This is a genomic window from Mycobacterium sp. 94-17, from assembly GCF_035617725.1.
Lineage (GTDB): Bacteria > Actinomycetota > Actinomycetes > Mycobacteriales > Mycobacteriaceae > Mycobacterium.
Genome location: NZ_JAPIYN010000009.1, coordinates 96,922 through 114,421, shown reverse-complemented (window position 1 = coordinate 114,421; position 17,500 = coordinate 96,922). Strand labels below are relative to the sequence as shown.

The following is a 17,500-nucleotide window of genomic DNA, read 5'->3' as shown; positions in this document are numbered from 1 at the left end:
AGCCGCTCACACCACGAGGAGTGCCCATGCAAGGCGATCCAGAAGTTTTGCGGCTGCTCAATGAGCAGTTGACCAGCGAGCTCACCGCGATCAACCAATACTTCCTGCACTCCAAGATGCAGGACAACTGGGGATTCACCGAGTTGGCTGAGCACACCCGGGCCGAGTCGTTCGACGAGATGCGACACGCCGAGGCGATCACCGACCGCATCCTGCTGCTCGACGGGCTGCCGAACTACCAGCGCCTTTTCTCCCTGCGCATCGGGCAGACGCTGCGCGAGCAGTTCGAGGCCGACCTGGCGATCGAATACGAGGTGATGGATCGGCTCAAGCCGGCGATCATCCTGTGCCGGGAGAAGCAGGACTCCACCACCGCGACCCTGTTCGAAAGCATCGTGGCCGACGAGGAAAAGCACATCGACTACCTCGAGACACAGCTCGAGTTGATGGACAAGTTGGGCGTGGAGCTGTACTCGGCGCAGTGTGTGTCGCGTCCACCCAGCTGAGCGGGCCGCGGGCGAAATAGGTAACGTCGGCGGAGTATGACGGGCTCGAGAGCACCGACCCAAACTCCGCCGTCGTCCGGCCCACCGGCCAGTGGCGAGCTGATCACCCCACAACGGCGCAACCTGATCTTCATCGCCATCGTGCTCGGCATGCTGCTCGCCGCGCTGGATCAGACCATCGTCGCGACCGCGTTGCCGACCATCGTCGCCGATCTGCGCGATGCCGGCCACCAGTCCTGGGTCGTCACCAGCTATCTGCTGGCGTCCACCGTTGTCACCGCGCTGGTCGGCAAGCTGGGCGACGTGTTGGGCCGCAAACGCGTATTCCAAACCGCCATAATCTTTTTCGTTATCGGCTCGATACTGTGCGGACTGGCGCAGTCGATGGCCATGCTGGTGGGCGCGCGTGCCCTGCAGGGCATCGGCGGTGGGGCGATCACCGTCACGGCCAGCGCGCTGATCGGCGAGGTCGTTCCACTGCGGGAGCGCGGCCGATACCAGGGCATCCTGGGTGCGGTCTTCGGCGTCACCACCGTCATCGGTCCGTTGCTCGGCGGGTACTTCACCGATTACCTGACCTGGCGATGGGCATTCTGGGTCAATGTGCCCATCTCGGTGGTCGTCATTTTCGTTGCGGCAGCGACGATTCCCGCACTGGCCGCCGCCGCCCGGCCGGCCATCGACTACGCAGGCATCACGTTCGTCGGCCTCGGCGCCGCGGGCCTGACGCTGGCCACCAGTTGGGGCGGCACGCTCGACCCGTGGGGGTCGCCGACGATCATCGGCCTGTTCGTCGGCGCCGCCGTGGCGCTGGGCGTGTTCGTGGCGGTGGAACGTCGCGCCGCCGAACCGATCCTGCCCATCCGGCTGTTCACCAACCCGGTGTTCACCGTGTGCTGCGTGCTGTCCTTCGTGGTGGGCTTCGCGATGCTGGGCGCGATGACGTTCCTGCCGACCTACATGCAATACGTCAACGGGGTTTCGGCGACCACCTCGGGACTGCGCACGCTGCCCATGGTGCTCGGGATGCTGGTCACCTCGACCGGCAGCGGCACCATCGTCGGCCGGACCGGCCGCTACAAGATCTTCCCGGTGGCCGGTACCGCGCTGATGGCGCTGGCGTTTGTGTTGATGTCGCGGATGGAGCCGTCCACGTCCGCGCTGATCCAGTCGCTGTATCTGGTGATCCTGGGCGCCGGCATCGGCCTGTCCATGCAGGTGCTGATCCTGATCGTGCAGAACACGTCGAACTTCGAAGATCTCGGTGTGGCCACATCGGGCGTGACATTCTTTCGGACCATCGGAAGTTCGTTCGGCGCAGCCATTTTCGGCTCATTGTTCGTGAACTTCCTGGACCGCCGGATTGGTCCGGCGGTGGCGGCGAGCGGCATGCCGCCCAGCGCGGTCGGCTCACCCGGCGCCCTGCACCGCCAGCCTCATGACGTGGCGGCGCCCATCGTGGCGGCCTACGCGGAGTCGCTCACCCAGGTGTTCTTCTGGGCGGCGCCGGTCGCCGTGCTCGGCTTCGTGCTGGCACTGTTCCTGCGCGAAGTCCCGCTGCGCGACATCCACGACAGCACAGTCGATCTCGGCAATGCTTTCGGAATGCCGACCACCGAGACGCCGGATCAGATGCTGGAGAACGCGATCGCGCGGATGCTGCGCGGGGAGACCGGTATGCGGTTGCGCAGCATCGCGATGCGGCCCGATTGCCGGCTCGACGTCGCCGGGCTGTGGGGAGTTCTGCGGATCAATCGCTACACGCAGATGTACCGGACCGCCCGGCTCACCGACATCGCCGACTACCTCCGGGTGCCGTTCGAGGTTCTCGAACCCGTTTTCGCGCGCCTGGTGTCCACGGGATATGTGCAGCGCGACGGCGAGCGGATGTGGCTCACCCCGGCCGGGGACCAACAAGTCGGCTACGTGCACTCCCTGCTGCTGGCGTGGCTGGTCGACAAGCTTGCCCGGTCGCCGGGCTTCGAGGGCCGCCCCGATCGCCGCGCGGTGGAGGCCGCGCTGGACCGCGTCGCGCATCGCGTTCTGGCCCAACGCGATTGGCACGACGAGCAACCCACCATGGCGATCCCGGCCGCCGCTCGCTGACCCGCGCCATCAGGGATTGGCCGACATCCGCTCAGGGCGACTCGGCGCGGGCGTACCATCGCGCCATGAGCCGAATCGGAACATTTGCTGACGACGACCTGGCCGGCTGGTTCGCGAAGTCTCCGGACATCGGCGGCGCGCTCGGCGGCTTCAGCCAGGCGGTCTACACCAAGAATCGGTTGCCGTTGCGCACCCGCGAGCTGGCCCGCGCCGTCATCGCCCACCGCAACGAGTGCGTCGTCTGCGTCAACACCCGTGACGAGGACGGACCCGCCGCAGGCGTCGACGAGGAGCTATACGACCACGTCCACGAGTGGCGCACCTGGCCCGGCTACAGCGAGCAGGAACGCCTTGCCGCCGAGTTCGCGGACCGCTTCGCCACTGAGCACACCGCGCTGCGCGACGACGAAGACTTCTGGCGCCGGGCACACGAGCAGTTCTCCGACGAATTGCTGGCCGACCTGGCCCTGTCCTGCGCGCTGTGGGTTGGCATGGGTCGGGTGCTGCGGACCCTCGACATCGGACAGGCCTGCAAGCTCACCATCCCCAGCCGCGCCTAGTCACCTGACGTCCGCGGGCAACAAACGGCGCCGCCGCCGGGTTGCGCTGGTACGCGACGACGGGCTGGGAGGGTGAGGACGTGAAGATTCGTTTCGGCGTCGGCCTGGGCGCCGACACCGCGCCGGGCCGGCTGGCCGCCATCGTCGATCACCTCGAGGCCGGCGGCGTGGACTCGCTGTGGTTTTCCGAACTGGTGTACTCCCCGGCGGTCGATCCGGTGGTCGGCATGGCGTATGCGCTCGCGCGGACCACTCGGTTGAAGGTGGGCACATCAGTGGCCGTGCTGCCGGGCCGGCATCCGGTGCTGGTGGCCAAACAGCTGGCGTCGCTGGCGGCGATCGCGCCCAAGCGGGTTCTTCCCGTCTTCGGTCTGCGCTCGGCAATCCCGGCCGAGCGCGAGGTTTTCGTGGTGCCCGACGGCGAACGCGCGGCGGTGTTCGACGAGTCGCTGCGGCTGCTGCGGGCGGCGCTGGTCGAGGAGTCGGCGACGTTCGCCGGCCGGCATTTCAGCGTCACCGGCGTGGCCGTCGCGCCGAAACCGACACCGCCGCTAGATATTTGGGTGGGCGGTTCGGCGCAGGCGGCGTTTCGGCGCATCGGCGCGCTGGCCGACGGCTGGCTGGGCAGCTTCCTCACCCCGGCCGAGGCCCGGGCCGGGCGCGAGGCGATCGAGCGGGCCGCCGAGCACGCCGGCCGCAGCATCGAACCCGACCACTTCGGCATCTCGCTGGGCGTGGCAGACGGTGCCGAAGTGCCCGCGGAGTACGCCGCGGCGATCCGCCGGCGTCGCCCGGACCGCGACCCCGGCGAGCTGATCGCCGCGGGCTGGGATCAGCTGCACCGACAGCTCGACGCCTACATCGACGCGGGGCTGACGAAATTCGTGATTCGTCCGGTGGGCGGCGGACCGATGGACGGCTTCGTCGATCGGTTCGTCACCGAACTCGTCGGCCGCCAGAACTAACGGCCGGCGTTTGCCTCCCAGGGGTAGCTCGAGGTGGGGAGAATGGCTGCCATGACCGGCACACCCCTCGCCGCCGCGGCCATCGCCCAGCTGGAGGCCGAGGGTGTCGACACCGTCATCGGGACCGTGGTGAATCCCGCCGGGCTCACGTTGGCCAAGACCGTGCCGATCCGGCAGACCAACACGTTCGCCGATCCCGGCTTGGGAGCCAGCCCGTCCTGGCACGCGTTCGCCATCGACCAGACCGGCATCGCCTTCACCGCCGAGACGGGCGTGGTGGGGGACCAACGTCTTCGCATCGATCTGTCCGCATTGCGCATCGTGGGCGACGGCCTGGCGTGGGCGCCCGCAACGTTTTTCTCGCAGCACGGCGCGCCGGTTGCCACCTGCAGCCGCGCCACGTTGCGGCGGGTCGAGGCCGCGCTCACCGAAGCCGGCATCGAGGCGTCGATCGGACACGAGATCGAATTTGTTCTGGTCGGCCCCGACGGCGGCAGGCTGCCGTCGACGTTGTGGGCGCAGTACGGTCTGGCCGGCGTGCTGGAGCACGAGGCATTCGTGCGCGACGTGATCGGCTCGGCGACGGGCGCGGGCGTCGGGGTCGAACAGATTCACCCCGAGTACGGCGCCAACCAGTTCGAGATCTCGCTGTCGCCGCAGTCCCCGGTGACCGCGGCCGATCAGCTGATCCTGATGCGGCTCGTCATCGCCCGCGCCGCCCGCCGGCACGGGATGCGCATCAGCCTGTCACCCGCACCCTTCGCCGGCGGCGTCGGATCCGGTGCACACCAGCATTTTTCGCTGGCGATGCCCGACGGGCCCCTGTTCTCGGACGGACCCGCGGCCCGGGGCATGACGGCGGCGGGGGAGAGCGCGATCGCCGGCGTGGTCCGCGGCCTGCCGGAGGCGCAAGGCATATTGTGCGGGTCGATCGTCTCCGGCCTGCGGATGCGTCCCGGCAACTGGGCCGGCGCCTACGCGTGCTGGGGAACCGAAAACCGCGAGGCCGCAGTGCGATTCGTTGCCGGCGGACCGGGAAGCCCACGCGGCGGCAACGCCGAGGTGAAGATCGTCGACCCGTCGGCGAACCCATACCTGGCCTCGGCGGCCATCCTCGGCCTCGCTCTGGACGGGATCACGTGCCAGGCGGCCCTGCCGCCGGAGACCACGGTCGACCCGGCCGTCCTGTCCGAAGCCGACCGTGAGCGTGACGGCATCGTGCGCCTGACCGACACGCAGGCCGAAGCGATTGCGGCACTTGATCGCTCGGAGTCGATGCGGCGCATCCTGGGCGATTCCGTGGTCGACATGGTCGTCGCGGTTCGCCGCCTGGAGCAGGAGCGCTACCGCGGCCTGGCGCCCGAGCAGCTGGCGGACAAATTCCGCATGGCCTGGAGCCTGTGACGGCACCGGCCATGGTTTCCGACACTCCCGCGCTGACCCGGCACGTCCGCGACGTCGCGCTGATCGACCAGCATGTCCACGGTTGCTGGCTGGCGCGCGGGGACCTGCAGCGATTCGCCAACGCGCTCAATGAGGCCAACACCGAGCCCGTGACCGATTCAGGTTTCGACTCTCAACTCGGCTTCGCGGTGCGGGCGCATTGCGCCCCCGTCCTGGGGCTGCCCAAACACGCCGACCCGCAATCATATTGGGAGCGTCGCAGCCAATTCGACGAGAACGAACTGGCGCGGCTGTTCCTGACGGCCGCCGGGGTGAGTGATTGGCTGGTGGACACCGGGATCGGCGGGGGCGGTGTCGCCGGGGCCGCGGACATGGCCCGGCTGTCCGGCGGTGGTGCGCGTGAGGTCGTCCGGCTCGAGGAGGTGGCCGAGCAGGCCGCACAGGCGCCGAGTGACTACGCGACGCGGTTCGAGGAGATCCTGCACCGGCGCGCGGCCGACGCGGTGGGCACCAAATCGATTCTGGCCTACCGGGGTGGCTTCGACGGCGACCTGAGTGCTCCACCGATCGCCGCGGTTACCGAAGCCGCCACCCGCTGGCGCGAAAGCGGCGCTACGCGTCTACAGGACAGGGTGCTGCTTCGGTTCGGGCTGCACCAGGCGCTGCGGCTGGGCAAACCACTGCAGTTGCACGTCGGGTTCGGCGACCGTGACTGCGATCTGATGAAGGCCAATCCGCTACTGCTGGTTGATTTTCTGCGGAACACCGCAGATGTCCCGATTGTGCTGCTGCACTGCTATCCCTACGAACGCGAGGCCGGTTACCTGGCCCAGGCATTCAACAACGTCTATCTGGACGGCGGATTGAGCGTTAACCACCTGGGGGCCCGGTCGCCGGCTTTCCTGGCCCGATTGCTGGAGATGGCGCCGTTTTCCAAGATCCTCTATTCGTCCGACGGCTTCGGCCCGGCAGAACTGCATTTCCTGGGTACGGTCCTGTGGCGCAGGGGCATTGAGCGGGTGCTGCGCGATTTCGTGCACCGCGGCGAGTGGAGCGAGGCGGACGCCATCCGGGTGGTCGACCTCATCGCCCGGGAGAACGCCGCGCGCATCTACCGCGTTTGACCCCCGGTGACCCCGGGGTATACCCCCGCTCATGGCGACCGCGCGGGGCGTCTTGGACTGGGCCCGGGACAAGGTCGTGTCGTGGGTGCCCAAAGCCGACCTCGATCAGCGGGATCCGGACTACATCCGCGACCAGCTGCCGGGAACCTGGTTGCTGGCGTCGTTCTATTTCAGGGCGGACGTACGGGGCTTGCACCGCATCCCGGCCGAGGGTCCGGTGCTGTTGGTGGGCAACCACAGCGGCGGCAACGTGCCGCCCGACACCTTCGTGTTCACCCTGGCCTTCTGCTCGTATTTCGGCGTCGAGCGGCCCTTCTACCAGTTGGCCCACAACCTCGTCGTCTCCGCGCCGCCGCTGGGCTGGCTGCGCAAGTTCGGCACCGTGGCCGCTAACCCCGAAAATGCCCGTGTCGCACTGGATTCCGGCGCCGCGCTGCTGGTCTATCCCGGGGGTGACTACGAGGTGTTCCGGCCCTCGTGGGAACGCCACACCGTCGACTTCGGCGGGCGCATGGGTTACGTCAAGCTGGCCCGCGAGGCGGGCGTGCCGATCGTCCCCGTCGCCAGCATCGGGGGCCAGGAAAGCGCCCTTTTCCTCAACCGCGGGCAGTGGCTGGCCAAGCTGCTGATGGCCGACAAGCTGCTGCGACTCAAGAGCATCCCGATCTCGCTGGCGCTGCCCTGGGGCGTCAACATCAGCGACCTGGCGGGGCACATCCCGTTGCCCACCAAAATCGTGATCGAGGTTCAGGATTCGATCGAGGTCGACGGCGACGATCAGGCGGTGCACGACAAGGTGATGGCCAGCCTGCAGGGCGGCGTCGACCGGCTGGCCGCCGAACGACGGTTCCCGGTGATCGGCTGATGCGCGTCGAACGCCGCTGCCTCATCGACGCCGACCGTTGCGCGGTATGGAAGATCGTCAGCGACCCGGACCGCTACCCGTCGTTCATGACGAACCTGGAGCGATGGGAGTCGGCGAACGACAAGCCGCCCGGCGTCGGCGCGCGTTACACCGTCCACTGGAAGATCGGCTCCGTACCCGTCGGCGGGGTGGTCGAAGTGGTCGAGTTCGACGACGGCCGCGACATCGCCTGGGTGGGTATCACCGGCGTGACGTTGCGCGGGCGGATACGGCTGCGCGACAGGGGCGACGGCCGTACCAACGTGACGTTCCGGCTGTCGTATCAGGCGCCAGGCGGATTACTCGGTTATCTCGCCGACCGGATCGCCGTGCGCCAGGTCGGACGCACGCTCGCGGAAACGCTGAAGCGCCTGCGCGCACTGGCCGAGTCGTAGCCGAATAACGTGAAAATTGGTGTGCGATAGCGCGATTGAATCCTTGAAATGTCAGACCAGCGCCGAAGCGTCGAACACCCAGCTGGTGTCGCCGGTCGCCAGGTTTTCAAAATGGTTCGGGGGAGCGAAGGCAACCAGGCTGTTGAAGTCCCAATAGTCTTTCCACACAGTCACCTTGCCGTCGATGACCTTGTGGACCGTCACGAATCGCAGCACACCCTGCTCCCCGCTGGCGAACGTCCAGGTCTCGGAATGCTCGTAGAGCACGTCGGATCCGTTGGACACCAGCGCACCGGGATGGTTCTCGTAGCCGGCCAGCTGCTCGAGACCCACCTTGAGGCGTTTGACGATGTCCTGCGGGCCACGCGCCGCCAACGCGGGGACCGGCATGTCGACATAGAGGCAGTCGTCGGACAGGAAGGTGGTGATCGCCTCCCAGTCTCGGCGCGAAAGGGCCTGCCACAGCCCACGCACCACGTCTTCGACCGCGACCATAGATACCTCTGTCATAGCGGCAAATAAACTCTGTTGCCGCCACGGTGTCAACCGGCGGCCGTCGATCGGGGTCGGCGCGGGTGCGGTGGCCAGAGCGGTGACCCAGGCGCAGCCGCCGCGCCGATGGCAGACCGATATCGCCACGCCTGCACCAACCCCCGCGCCTGTCGAGTACCTCGCTACGCATTGCCCGGCGCCGAGCAGCTGCCATGATGTTGGCAGTGGTGGTGACCATCGCCGTCCTCGTTTGTGTGGTGGGCAGAACGGAGCATCCATGTCTGATCCCCAACCACCGGTCGATCGCGGGGCGCGAAGCGCCGATGACGACAGCTATCTGTTGAATTCAGCCGGCACGGATGTCGAAATGGAAACCGCCCGGCTGCGCGAACTGCAACAAGCCAGTGATTCGTCCACCATCAGTCATCTCGACGCCATCGGGGTCGGCCCGGGATGGCGCTGCCTGGAGGTCGGAGCCGGTGCAGGTTCGATCGCTCGCTGGCTTGGGAGCCGGGTAGGCCCGACGGGATCAGTACTGGCCACTGACGTCAACATAGGCCGCCTGGGCAATCTCCCCGGCAATGTCGAGGTGAGTCGACATGACATCAGGAACGAGGAATTGAAGCCGGCGGCCTATGACCTCGTGCACTGTCGTTTCGTCCTGATGCATCTCGCGGACCCCGCTGCCGCATTGAACAAGATGACAGCGGCCCTCGCACCCGGCGGCTGGCTCGTTGTGGAAGAAGGCGACTTCGGGCTCGTCGAATTCTCCGGTGCGCCGGAGTCCGCCCGGGCGACGGAAATCGTGCGCACGCTGCATGCGCAGTGGGCAGCCGCGGGCATCGTCAACAGCTACTTCGGCCGGCGGCTTCCCGGGCTGGTTCTTGCCCTCGGCCTGGAATCGTTCGGCGTTGACGTCTCTACGCAGACCGGGAGGCCCGGCCAACCTGCGCACGAGGCGACGCGCCTGGGCTGGCCCAACATTCGCGCTGGATTCGCAGCGACCGGCACTTCCGAGGACGACCTACGTTGCGTCGACGCCGCGGTCGCCGACTCCGGCTTCGTCATCGGTATCACCACCGTCGGCGTCTGGGGCAGGCTGCGACGGTGATCTGCCCGCGGTGCCACTGCATTGGCGCGGTTTCAGGCGTGAATCGGCAAGAATTGCCGGACTCAGCCGCTGAGCGCTAACCGTCCACCGCGGCCATCGAACGGGCCGGCCCCAGATTGACCGGCAACGACGACCATCCACGCAGCACCCGGGTTTCGCGCCTGGATCCGGCGCCCGCCGCGCGCACCTCGGGGAAGCGGTCGAAAAACGTGCGCAGTCCGACTTCGCCCTCGGCACGGGCGAGGGCCGCACCCAGGCAGAAATGCCTGCCGCCGGAGAAGGCCAGATGCCTTCCGGCGTTGTCCCTTTCGATGTCGAAGCGATGCGGGTCGGCGAACACGGCCGGATCCCGGTTGGCGGCGGCCAGATATACCAACACCAGGTCGCCGGGGCTCAATTGCCGGCCGGCGATCTCGACGTCGTTGAGCGCTACCCGCGCGGTCAGCTGCACCGGCGATTCCAGCCTCAGGATCTCTTCCACTGCGTTGGGCCACAACTCGGGACGCCGTCGCAGGGTGTCGAGGTGCTGCGGCGAGTCCAACAGCATGCGAATGCCGTTGCCGAGCAGATTCACCGTGGTCTCGAAACCGGCGGCCAACACCAGGCCCGCGATCGCCTGCAACTCCTTCTCGTTGAGATGCATTTCCGCAGAGCCACTTTCGGCGGTCTGGATCAGCTGACTCATCAGGTTGTCGCTGGGGTCCATGCGTAACTGCCGCAGGTGCTCGCTCAGCCACGAGCTGAAGCCGCCGATCCCTTCCTGCACGCTGCGGTACTGCCGCCACGGCAATCCGATGTCGAGACTCGGCGCGGCCAGCTCACCGAACTCCAGGACACGCCGCCGCTCCGACTCGGGCACACCGAGGATGTCGCTGATGATCGAGACCGGTAGTTGCGAGCAGTATCGGCCGACGATGTCCACCACACCCGACTCGCCGGCCAGCCGGTCCAACAGCTCGGCGGCCGTCTGCTCGACGCGGTCTCGCAGCGTGGTGACCTCCCTCGGGGTAAACACCGCCGATACCGTCTTGCGGTAGCGGGTGTGGTCGGGCGGCTCAACGGCCAGGAGCGACGGGGCCCGCAGCGGATGCAGGAAGTCGTCACGGGTGCGGCGCTCCAGCCACCGCAGCGGCGCCGGCAGATTTGCCCCGAAGATCAGCACCCGGAAGTCATCGGACCGCAGCAGCACGTGGGCGAGCGCGTGATCGGCCGTCAGATAGGCGACGCGGCCCTTCACCAGCTTGCCGCCGGCGCGGACTTCGTCGTAGTACCGCACCGGGTCGGCGGCCACCGCCGGATCGGCGATCAGCCGGGCCTGCACGTCGCCCCGCCGGGCCCCGAGCGCCGCGGCGCCCCGGATGAAGCCGTGCATCGCGAGCCAGTGCAACCGTTCCCTCACTGGCGCCTCCCTTGCTCAGGTGTGGTTTCGAGCCTAATGGCGCGGACCGCCCCGAGAGTCAGCACTGCGCGACGATCTTGAAGTCGGTGGTCACCACTTTGTTGGGGTTGCTGGCGCTGATGCCGTACGCGCTGCCCGTGATCGTGTACGCGTCGTTGGCCAGATCAACGCGCGCGTCTCCCACGCCGCCTTGCCAAAAACTGCCGGTGAAGCCGTCGATGTTGCGAATCTTCACCCACTGCGGCATCACCCGCTGACCGCTGAGCAGCACCACCGCTTCGACCCCGCCGTCGCGGTCGGGGATGGTGATGGTCCGATACATCTGGTCTTGCCGGCATGCCGGGGGACGCGTCGTATGGGTGGCGCCGTCGATGGTCAGCCGGGCGGCCCGGCGAGATGTGGTCTGCGCCGAGCCGCACCCCGCGACGCCGACAACGACCGCCGCCATGGTCACAGCGACCGTGAGCAACCGAGTGCGCATCAACCGTGCTCCTTAATGCCGCTTCGGCGCCAGCGCCGGTAGGGACTTGACGATGCTGCGTCGCACGAGTTCCGGACTCAGACCCTTGAACAAGTCAATCAGGCGAATGCCTTTCGGTACATACCAATGCAGCCGTTTGTCATGGTGGTAGGCCTGCCACGCCGTCTCGGCCACGCTGCTTGCCGGTACCAACCGGAACATGCCCTTCTTGGGCGCGGCGGCGCGCAGTTGCTCGGCCGTCATGGGCGCGCCGCCGCCGGAGTGGTTGGGCGTCGTGGTGAGGATGGCGGTGTCAATCAGCCCGGGGAGTACGTCGGCGACGCGCACCCCGTGTCGCTGCCACTCCACACTCAGCGCCTCGGTCAGACCTTTGACCGCGTGCTTGGTGGACGAGTAGACGGCCAGGCGCGGCATGCCATAGGTCCCCGAGGACGACGACGTCGAGAACATCAGGCTGCCGGGCGTCTTCGTCAGGTACGGCAGTGCGGCGTATGCACCCGTGAGTACCGCTTTGAAGTTCACGTCGACGACGCGCATCGCGGCGTCATAGGGCACGTCCTCGAACCAGCCGGATTCGCCGATACCGGCGTTGTTCCACATCATGTCGAGCCCGCCGCCGCCGTTGCCGGCGCAGAAATCGGCCAAGGCGCGCTCGAGTGCCGCCTTGTCCGTGACGTCGACGACGTGGGTCCACAGGCGATCGCCGCCGAGTTCGGTGTTCAGGGTCGCCAGGGCGTCGTCGTTGCGATCGACCGCGCCCACGCGCCAACCCTTGGCGTGGAACAGCTTTGCCCCCTCGCGGCCCATGCCGCTGCCCCCGCCGGTGATGAAGACCGATTTCACCGGCGTCAGCCCGCCTCGACCACGTCTTTGATGCGGTTGAGCGTCTTGGTCATGTCGCGGATGTTGCGGCGCTTGCGCAGAAAGCCGCCGAACAGCCAGTACACGCCCAGCCACGGTGCCGGGTTGAGCCGAAACGACTCGGTGACGTCGGTCCCGTCGCCACTGGGCGCCAGGCGGTAGTGCCAATTGTTGACCGCACGGTCACCGAGGAGCACCGTGAAGCCGAATTCGCGTCCGGGATCGCACGCGGTGACCTTGCATGTCGTCCAATACACCGGCCCCATCTCGTTGCGTTTGACGTGGCCGCGGAATTTCGCGCCGAGGGCCGGGCCGGTCGCATCGCCCAGCCACTCGGCTTCGAACACTTCCGGAGAGAATTTCCCGGTGTTGCGGACGTCCGCGATCAGATCCCAGATCTTGGCGGCAGGCGCCGCCATGTGAACAGTCGCCGAACCTTCCATGGGCTGATCCAAACACAGCCACGCGGCCGGTCATAGAGCCCAGGTGCGTTTCATCAGTGCGGGACGGCCGCCTGGATCAGTCCGTTGATGATCTGCTTGATGCCCTGGGCCGGGTGGGAGTACCAGCCGATCGGCAGGCCCGAGTTGGCGCCGCACTTGGGCCAGGGCTCCACGCCCTCCTCGGCGAAAACCCGGTTGGCCACCGCGATCTGCTGCTCGCGGGATGCGGCAGCGGGGTTGCCGACGCCGCCGTAGCGGGCCCAGGTGGCCGGTTTGAACTGCAGTCCACCGTATTCGCCGTTTCCGGTGTTGGCTTGCCAGTTGCCACCGGACTCGCATTGCGCGATCGCGTCCCAGTTGGGGGCGGGGGCCGCGTTCGCCACACCCGTGGACGAAGTCATCGACGCTGCAACGAACCCGCCGACCACTATGGCCTTGACGAGAGGCTTGCAGAGAACTTTCATGTCCAGGATTTCGGCGCGTGTGGCCAAAGCGTTACCCATTTGAAAATGGCGCGAGATATGCCGCCTATCTGCGAAAATCGCCTTTTTCGCAGGCCAAATGGGACGGTTAGAAATCGGTGAGGAAAAAGTAAATTATCGCTGGCAGTAGGACCGCGTCGCCGATGACAGCGCCTGTCCGTAGAGGTCATCGAGCTGACGGGAGCGGATGACATCTCCCGTCGCGGCGTCGAGTTGCGCGGCACAGTCCGGCGAGTGCAGCAGGCCCCAGTTGGCCGCAATCTGCGCCTGCATCGTCTGGTTCAGCGTGTCGATCGCTGCGCGCGACACCGAGAGGTCCGGCGCGTCCGTCGGGGCGCTTGCCGGATTGAGCTTCCAGGACGCGAACCGGCTGTATTCGATGGCTTCGGTCGCGTTGATCTGGTCACCGAAAATCCTTGTGACGTAGTCGCGGTCGTTGTGCGCGGCGACGGCCTCGTCGCCCAGCCTGTCCAGCTCTTGCTGGACGCGGGCCGGATCTTCGACGGCGCCATGGGTGTTCCACTTGTAGGCGGCGACCGGATCGGCAATCTGCAGCCGCTGCGCGGCGGCGTCGATCAACGGCCCGAGGGGACTCGGGGAGTCGGCCCGGGCCGGCGCCACGAGCACCGCCAGGCTGCACATCACGGCGGGCACCGCCAGGAGGGGCGAGGAAACCCTACGGTGCATGACGACGATTCTGGCGCGCCCCGTGGTCCTGCATAAGTGATTTGGCGGGTGATTTGGTGCCGGACCGCAAATCAACCCGATAAACACTGCTGCGCCCGACGGAATCGTCAGGCGCAGCAGCGAGGAGGGTCCGGGCTTATCCGCCGCCGCCGGGCGTCGCGCCGAGGGTGCCCTGCAGGTCGGGCTTCATGGCGTTGAGCTGAGCTCCCCAGTATTCCCAGCTGTGCGTTCCGTTGGCGTTGAAGTTCCACACGGCGTTGTGGCCGCCGGCCGCGTTGTAGGCGTCCTGGAACTTCAGGTTGCTGCTGCGCACGAAATTCTCGAGGAATTCGGCCGGCATGTTCGCGCCACCGAGCTCGGACGGTGTGCCGTTACCGCAGTAGACCCAGAGCCGGGTGTTGTTGCCGACCAGCTTCGGGATCTGGATGGTCGGGTCGTTGCGCGCCCACGCCGGGTCGCTCGACGGGCCCCACATGTCGTTGGCCTTGTAACCGCCCGCGTCGCCCATTGCCAGACCGATCAGACTCGGACCCATGCCCTGCGACGGGTCCATCAGGGCCGACAGCGAGCCGGCGTAGATGAACTGAGCCGGGTGGTAGGCGGCCAGGATCAGCGCCGACGAACCCGCCATCGAGATGCCGACCGCGGCGCTTCCGGTGGGTTTCACACTCTTGTTGGACTGCAGGTACTGAGGCAGCTCGCTGGTCAGGAAGGTCTCCCACTTGTACGTCGAGCAACCGGCCTTACCGCAGGCCTGGTTGTACCAGTCGCTGTAGAAGCTGGACTGCCCGCCGACCGGCATGATGACCGACAGGCCCGACTGGTAATACCACTCGAACGCCGGGGTGTTGATGTCCCAGCCGTTGTAGTCGTCTTGAGCCCGCAGGCCGTCCAGCAGGTACACCGCGGGAGAACCGTTGCCGCCGCTCTGGAACTGGACCTTGATGTTGCGGCCCATGCCGGCGGACGGCACCTGCAGGTATTCGACGGGTAGACCCGGCCGCGAAAATGCGTTCGCCGTTGGCGCGCCGCCGGCAAGACCGATCAGGCCCGGCAGCGTGGCCGCTGCCGCTGTGCCGACCAAAAGCCGGCGCCCCCAGGCCCGGACCTTCTCGCTCAGATCTGTCATACCTGCCCCTTGTCGATGTGGTCAGTGTGATCGTGGTCTCAGAGAGAATTTACCGTGTGAGTCTGCGAAATGTCGATTAGGACACGAACGCGTCTCGTTTCGGCATCGCTATTCACGTCGACAATTTCGCCATCCGGGCGCAGCCGGGGCGGCGCCAGGCGACGCGTACCCGCTTTACCACCGGCCCAACCGCTCGGACGGGAAAGCGCCAGGCAGCACCCCGTCCGCGGCCGGGTCAGCGCCCAGGGCCAGGCGATACGCCGCGCAATACAAAACGCCGAAAAAGGCGGCCCGACCGGATTTCGGCGGGCAGCGTCACCCGGCGTCCACGTGTCGCCTGTTTGACCGTTTGACGGCGCCATCCGGACACCGCGACACCGGCAATTATTTTCCCCGCCGATAAAACGCTGTGACTTTCGCGCCCCGGGGCCACCGCCCGAATCTGCGCCCGTGTCACGGCCGCACCGCCGCTCGCCGGACCCGGCGGCGACGGGGGACCGGCCGCGGCCCCATCTCGCTGGCCATTCCGGGGCGATGCAAGGCCGGGGCAGCCGGACTCTCGCCGACCGCGTAGGCTCACCCGAAGCAAGCCGATGAAGACCACGCTATCCCGGGTCTGTTCCGGCCCTCACGAATCACCGCACCTGCGGCTTTCTGGTGCGCGCGGTGGCTGAGGGCGTCGGAGACGCGGGACCGATTGGGGCATAGATTTGGACACGGTTCTTGGCCTATCAGTGACGCCGACCGCCGTTGGCTGGGTGCTCGCCGAAGGACACGGCGCAGACGGCACCATCCTGGATCACCAGGAGCTGGCACTGCCCACAGGCCACGGCATGCGCGCCGTGGGCACCGCGGAACAAGTAGTCGACGAGATTCTGCGCGTGGACACGGCGGCGGCCGCAAGCGATCGCCGGCTGCGGGTCATCGGAGTCACCTGGAACGACGACGCGTCCGCGCAGGCGGCACTCGTGCTCGAGGCGTTGACCGACGCGGGATTCGACAACGTGGTACCGATCCGGTTCCTGGAGGCCGTCGAGACGCTGGCTCAGGCCATCGCGCCCGTCATCGGCTACGAGCAGACCGCGGTCTGCATCCTCGACCGTGACTCGACGACCGTCGTCATGGTCGACACGCACAACGGGGAGACGCAGACGGCGACCAAGCACGTGCGCGGCGGCTTCGACGGTCTGACCCGCTGGCTGACCGGCATGTTCGAGCGCGACGGCTGGCAGCCGGGCGGTGTCGTGGTGGTGGGCGGCCACAGCGACATCGACGGGCTTTCCTGGCAACTCGAAAAGGCCCTGCCGATACCGGTTTTCGTGCAGTCGATGGTGCAGGTGACCATTGCGCGCGGGGCGGCGCTGTGCGCGGCCCGCAGCACGGAGTTCACCGATGAGCGGCTGGTGGAACACCTCAGCGAGCCCGACCCGGCGCCCGCCGAGAAGCGGCAGTGGTCCTACTCCGGCGCCGTGGCCGCGCTGGCCGCCGGCGCCGTCACCTTCGTCGGCTCGGTATCGCTCGCGGTGGGTATTCACGTGGGCCCGGCCGCCGGCGTCGCCGCCGCGCCCAGGCACGCTACACACCCGCCCACACCGCAAATCGCCGAGGCGGCCCCGGCTGCCGCGCCGCTTCCGGCCGCCCCGCCGACCAAGCCGGCGGCACCGCAGGCTCAGCCGCCTGCCGGGCAACCTGTTTCGGAGCCCAATGCTTCGGAAGAACAACCGGCCGCCGGCGGCGAGGGACAGTCGGACGGCGGTATTCGACGGCCCTACCTGACCCGGGTCCTCGAGCACATACCCGGTGACGCCGGCGACCCGGCGGTCGATTCGGCCCCGCGCGCGGCCGTGGACCCCCAGCCCTGATCCGACGCGATAGCGCTCAATCGTTATGGGCTCGAACCGCGGAGAAGGCCAACGAGACCTCGTCTGCGACTCGCACCGATCCCATCAGCAGCGAGTAGGGCCTGATACCGAAATCGGACTGACGGATGGTCGATTCCACCGACATCCGCCATGAGTCCCCGAGATCTTCGGTGCGCACCTCGACTACGTGGTCCCGCGTCTCTCCCCGGATATGGAGCGGGCCGGTCAGACGATAGCCGTCATCCGCCTTCTCGATGGTGTCTGCGCTATAGCGAATCTGCGGGAATCGACTGGCCGACAATGACTTCAGGGCGTTGGACCGCACGAGCGCCTTCTCGGCCCCCGACAGCCCCTTGACACCACCGTCGCCGCGCAGCACCTCGAACGAATCGGTCTCGACCGCGAGCTCTGCGCCGACGGGACGAGAGCCGGCCCAGCCCACCGTGGTCCGCCATCGCGTCATCGCGATGGTGAGACGATGGCCCATCCGTGCCGCCCTGCCGGCAACGCCGGTGTACAGCAACAATTCACCGTCGGCCGGGCCGATCGTCCACGTCGGATCCTTGCGGGAAGTCACCAGACCGACTGT

Annotated in this window: 19 protein-coding genes; 10 read left to right on the top strand and 9 right to left on the bottom strand. The window is 67.4% G+C overall.

What is annotated here, in order from left to right; translation table 11 throughout:
• Positions 1–26: 26 nt before the first annotated feature.
• The 8 genes from bfr to OQ789_RS12855 all read left to right on the top strand — a co-directional run bounded on the left by bfr (position 27) and on the right by OQ789_RS12855 (position 7,964).
• The gene (bfr, locus tag OQ789_RS12890) at positions 27–506 is read left to right on the top strand and encodes a bacterioferritin (RefSeq protein WP_324686238.1); all 480 of its coding nucleotides are present in this window, start codon (positions 27–29) and stop codon (positions 504–506) included.
• A gap of 36 nt (positions 507–542) precedes the next feature.
• Positions 543–2,612, top strand: coding sequence for an MDR family MFS transporter (locus tag OQ789_RS12885; protein WP_324686236.1), 2,070 nt, complete (start codon positions 543–545; stop codon positions 2,610–2,612).
• A 65-nt stretch (positions 2,613–2,677) separates the two neighbouring features.
• Complete coding sequence (locus tag OQ789_RS12880; protein WP_324686234.1) at positions 2,678–3,172, top strand: carboxymuconolactone decarboxylase family protein; 495 nt, start codon at positions 2,678–2,680, stop codon at positions 3,170–3,172.
• 80 nt (positions 3,173–3,252) lie between these two features.
• Entirely contained in the window at positions 3,253–4,137 is an 885-nt protein-coding gene (locus OQ789_RS12875; protein WP_324686232.1) for a TIGR03854 family LLM class F420-dependent oxidoreductase, read from the top strand.
• 51 nt (positions 4,138–4,188) lie between these two features.
• Positions 4,189–5,541 carry a glutamine synthetase family protein gene (locus tag OQ789_RS12870; RefSeq protein ID WP_324686230.1) on the top strand — a complete coding sequence of 451 codons (1,353 nt, stop codon included), beginning with the start codon at positions 4,189–4,191 and terminating at the stop codon, positions 5,539–5,541.
• 11 nt (positions 5,542–5,552) lie between these two features.
• A complete protein-coding gene (locus OQ789_RS12865) occupies positions 5,553–6,665 on the top strand; it encodes an amidohydrolase family protein (protein ID WP_324686369.1) in 1,113 nt (370 codons plus the stop codon).
• Between the two features lie 31 nt (positions 6,666–6,696).
• Positions 6,697–7,530: a lysophospholipid acyltransferase family protein gene (locus OQ789_RS12860; protein WP_324686228.1), complete on the top strand. Its 834-nt coding sequence runs from the start codon at positions 6,697–6,699 to the stop codon at positions 7,528–7,530.
• Positions 7,530–7,964: an SRPBCC family protein gene (locus OQ789_RS12855; RefSeq protein WP_324686226.1), complete on the top strand. Its 435-nt coding sequence runs from the start codon at positions 7,530–7,532 to the stop codon at positions 7,962–7,964. Before OQ789_RS12860 ends, OQ789_RS12855 begins: the two co-directional genes overlap by 1 nt.
• 51 nt (positions 7,965–8,015) lie before the next feature.
• On the opposite strand, the gene OQ789_RS12850 is transcribed toward OQ789_RS12855, so the two are convergent.
• Positions 8,016–8,459: a nuclear transport factor 2 family protein gene (locus OQ789_RS12850; RefSeq protein ID WP_324686367.1), complete on the bottom strand. Its 444-nt coding sequence runs from the start codon at positions 8,457–8,459 to the stop codon at positions 8,016–8,018.
• A 97-nt stretch (positions 8,460–8,556) separates the two neighbouring features.
• On the opposite strand from OQ789_RS12850, the gene OQ789_RS12845 reads away from it, so the two are divergent.
• On the top strand, positions 8,557–9,567 hold the full coding sequence (locus OQ789_RS12845) for a class I SAM-dependent methyltransferase (protein WP_324686225.1): 1,011 nt from the start codon (positions 8,557–8,559) through the stop codon (positions 9,565–9,567).
• 76 nt (positions 9,568–9,643) lie between these two features.
• On the opposite strand, the gene OQ789_RS12840 is transcribed toward OQ789_RS12845, so the two are convergent.
• From OQ789_RS12840 to ag85B, 7 genes are all read right to left on the bottom strand, one after another.
• Positions 9,644–10,966: a cytochrome P450 gene (locus tag OQ789_RS12840; RefSeq protein ID WP_324686224.1), complete on the bottom strand. Its 1,323-nt coding sequence runs from the start codon at positions 10,964–10,966 to the stop codon at positions 9,644–9,646.
• 58 nt (positions 10,967–11,024) lie between these two features.
• Positions 11,025–11,447, bottom strand: coding sequence for a lipoprotein LpqH (locus tag OQ789_RS12835; protein ID WP_324686223.1), 423 nt, complete (start codon positions 11,445–11,447; stop codon positions 11,025–11,027).
• Positions 11,448–11,459: 12 nt separating this feature from the next.
• On the bottom strand, positions 11,460–12,290 hold the full coding sequence (locus OQ789_RS12830) for an SDR family oxidoreductase (protein ID WP_324686222.1): 831 nt from the start codon (positions 12,288–12,290) through the stop codon (positions 11,460–11,462).
• Between the two features lie 5 nt (positions 12,291–12,295).
• Positions 12,296–12,769 (bottom strand): SRPBCC family protein, encoded by a 474-nt coding sequence (locus tag OQ789_RS12825; RefSeq protein ID WP_324686366.1) that lies wholly within the window; start codon positions 12,767–12,769, stop codon positions 12,296–12,298.
• Between the two features lie 35 nt (positions 12,770–12,804).
• Positions 12,805–13,254 (bottom strand): resuscitation-promoting factor RpfC, encoded by a 450-nt coding sequence (gene rpfC, locus OQ789_RS12820; RefSeq protein WP_420716108.1) that lies wholly within the window; start codon positions 13,252–13,254, stop codon positions 12,805–12,807.
• A gap of 93 nt (positions 13,255–13,347) precedes the next feature.
• A complete protein-coding gene (locus tag OQ789_RS12815) occupies positions 13,348–13,920 on the bottom strand; it encodes a chorismate mutase (protein ID WP_324686221.1) in 573 nt (190 codons plus the stop codon).
• Between the two features lie 136 nt (positions 13,921–14,056).
• The gene (gene ag85B, locus OQ789_RS12810) at positions 14,057–15,049 is read right to left on the bottom strand and encodes a diacylglycerol acyltransferase/mycolyltransferase Ag85B (RefSeq protein ID WP_324686220.1); all 993 of its coding nucleotides are present in this window, start codon (positions 15,047–15,049) and stop codon (positions 14,057–14,059) included.
• A gap of 710 nt (positions 15,050–15,759) precedes the next feature.
• On the opposite strand from ag85B, the gene OQ789_RS12805 reads away from it, so the two are divergent.
• Positions 15,760–16,911, top strand: a complete 1,152-nt coding sequence (locus OQ789_RS12805) for a DUF7159 family protein (protein ID WP_324686219.1) — start codon at positions 15,760–15,762, stop codon at positions 16,909–16,911.
• A 16-nt stretch (positions 16,912–16,927) separates the two neighbouring features.
• Here the strand turns inward: OQ789_RS12805 and OQ789_RS12800 are convergent, their stop codons facing one another.
• Complete coding sequence (locus OQ789_RS12800) at positions 16,928–17,488, bottom strand: YceI family protein (RefSeq protein WP_324686216.1); 561 nt, start codon at positions 17,486–17,488, stop codon at positions 16,928–16,930.
• Positions 17,489–17,500 lie beyond the last annotated feature (12 nt).